The organism is Oceanobacillus luteolus, from assembly GCF_042678205.1.
GTDB lineage: Bacteria > Bacillota > Bacilli > Bacillales > Amphibacillaceae > Oceanobacillus > Oceanobacillus luteolus.
The window spans coordinates 1-1712 of record NZ_JBHUDE010000003.1; the positions used below are offsets into that span (position 1 = coordinate 1).

At 33.1% G+C, this 1712-nt stretch carries 2 protein-coding genes and 1 pseudogene; 1 reads left to right on the forward strand and 2 read right to left on the reverse strand.

Annotation, left to right across the window (positions count from 1 at the left end; all coding sequences use genetic code 11):
* Positions 1-379: IS66 family transposase (locus ACFSBH_RS00370; protein ID WP_379595500.1), on the forward strand; the 379-nt coding region annotated here is incomplete at its 5' end.
* On the opposite strand, the pseudogene ACFSBH_RS00375 reads toward ACFSBH_RS00370, so the two are convergent.
* Both ACFSBH_RS00375 and ACFSBH_RS00380 read right to left on the reverse strand, forming a co-directional pair.
* Positions 372-635, reverse strand: a pseudogene (locus ACFSBH_RS00375) (hypothetical protein); the annotation flags it as partial. The gene ACFSBH_RS00370 and the pseudogene ACFSBH_RS00375 sit on opposite strands and share 8 nt — an antisense overlap.
* 540 nt (positions 636-1175) lie before the next feature.
* Positions 1176-1574, reverse strand: coding sequence for a hypothetical protein (locus tag ACFSBH_RS00380; protein WP_251518013.1), 399 nt, complete (start codon positions 1572-1574; stop codon positions 1176-1178).
* Positions 1575-1712 lie beyond the last annotated feature (138 nt).

Below are 1712 nucleotides of genomic sequence, written 5' to 3' on the forward strand. Positions count from 1 at the left end.
GCCGAAAAGTGCACTTGGGCAAGCAATCAAATATTGTCGTAATCAATGGGACCGTTTAGTGGTATTTTTAGAGGATGGTCGTCTGGAAATCGATAACAACCGGGCAGAACGGCCTATAAAGCCGTTTGTGATCGGAAGAAAAAACTGGATGTTTAGCAATACCGCAAAGGGAGCTAATTCCAGCGCAATTATTTATAGCATTGTGGAGACGGCGAAGGAAAACGGATTAAACCCATTTAATTACCTGAAATATTTATTTGAACAGCTGCCAAATATGGACATGACTGACAAACCGAAATTGGATCAACTACTACCTTGGTNAGTGCCATCTTATCTAATAATGCATTTAATTTCTCTTCCTCTAAATGGGCCAAGATAACTTTACCCAATGCGGATAGATGGACTTTGGAACGATTCCCTACTTCCTCATCCGCCGAGTCAAGGAATGGTTCGTGTAGTACTTGCATCATCACAAGGTCCGTACCATCCAATTTTCCCAGATACGTACTCATTTGAATTGTTTGTGCAACTTGATAAATCGAACGTAAATCTGCTAAAGTGATTCCCTGCCTTTGCCTTACTAGATCTAAAACAAGTAATCCTTTCTTCAGAGTGGATACTTGGTTCTTTGCCATTTCCTCACCTCACGTCTTGTAAGTATACGTATTTTCTCCTTTTTTAACAAAATAGTTTTGGTCAGTTTCATTTAATGAAACTGAATGATGGAGAGATAAACACCAAAAACAATGTATTTAACAACAACATAATTAACATCTATTTCAACAGTTAATCTGCAATATAAATGGCAAATTAAAACGCTCAGAAATCTGAGCGTTTTTTGATGCGATATTTCCGTTACTTGAACAAACAATATATTCATATGTAATGTTCATTTCCATTTCGTTCTAAGATTCAATATAAACTGGAATCCAAAAGTTACTATTAGTCCAGCCCAAAATATGATAAAAGAAGAAAGGAGATTACTTTCAAATAATAAAATATAAGTTTGATCTATGAATAAAAGTAACATATATGTATAAAAGCCGAGAACGGCACTTTTGTTCCAGTTTTTTGATTCTATTTCAGACATACTTTTAAAGAACTTCATTTTTACACCCTTTCAACTCCATCTAAATTTACTAAAAAAGATGCTTCGCCTTCTTTAAGAATACCCGTTAGTTCAATAGGAACTTATTACTTAATTGTTTTTTTGCTAAGTCTACAATAATGGTTATTATGAAATCCTTAGTAAGATTTTTTATATTATCGCCATAACGATAGTCATCTATCATTTCACTTATTTCAAACCATTTATCTAATTCCTCGTTAGTAAAGTGTTCACGAATCACTTCATATATTTCATATGCAAGGTTCATTGCTTTATTATTATCATCTACTATTTGTATTAATAAATAACGTATATAGCATTTTGCACATTCTTCATACAATGGCTCCTCTATATCTAATTCATCTAAAGCTCTATTAAAATAGTCTTCTACTTCAAAAATATTTAATGGCTCTCGCAAGGAAGCAAGGATATTTAAGGATGTTGTTGAAACTTCATTTTCCAACATATTATAAGCCCAATTAACATAGTCGATAGCCTTTTGTAAGCGTCAAGTAAAAATGAACACTTTTCGCTAATTAATTTTGGACACTATCGTCATTAAAAATAGTCTTACGATTTTTCATTCTGTAACTATCATCGTCTT